Source organism: Vibrio sp. TH_r3, assembly GCF_033101115.1.
Classification (GTDB): Bacteria; Pseudomonadota; Gammaproteobacteria; order Enterobacterales; family Vibrionaceae; genus Vibrio.
The window spans coordinates 1-342 of the sequence record NZ_JAWMPW010000100.1 but is presented as its reverse complement, the minus strand read 5'-3'; the positions used below and the strand labels follow the sequence as shown (position 1 = coordinate 342).

Annotated in this window: 1 protein-coding gene; it reads left to right on the top strand. The window is 43.0% G+C overall.

All coding sequences use genetic code 11. The features are described from left to right. A partial coding sequence (locus tag R3X26_RS18970; RefSeq protein ID WP_317718867.1) for a replication endonuclease occupies positions 1-342 on the top strand: 342 nt, incomplete at both ends.

The following is a 342-nucleotide window of genomic DNA, read 5'->3' as shown; positions in this document are numbered from 1 at the left end:
ACTGAGCCACAACATGACGGAACGCCTCACTGGCATCTTCTTTTATTTGTTGAAAAGCATCATTATAAAGACATGGTAAATATTATGCGTTTCTATTCCATGCGAGAAGATAGTGAAGAGCAAGGGGCTTTAGAGCACCGATTTACAGAAGTGAAAATTGACCCGAAAAAAGGTTCTGCTACTGGTTATATTGCTAAGTACATTTCTAAAAATATTGATGGTAGCGACCTTGATTCCGGTATCTACGGAGAAGACCCACTTGATGCAGCAGCAAGAGTTGATGCTTGGGCGTCTTGCTGGGGGATCCGTCAATTTCAGCAGTTGGGGGGATGTTCTGTTACG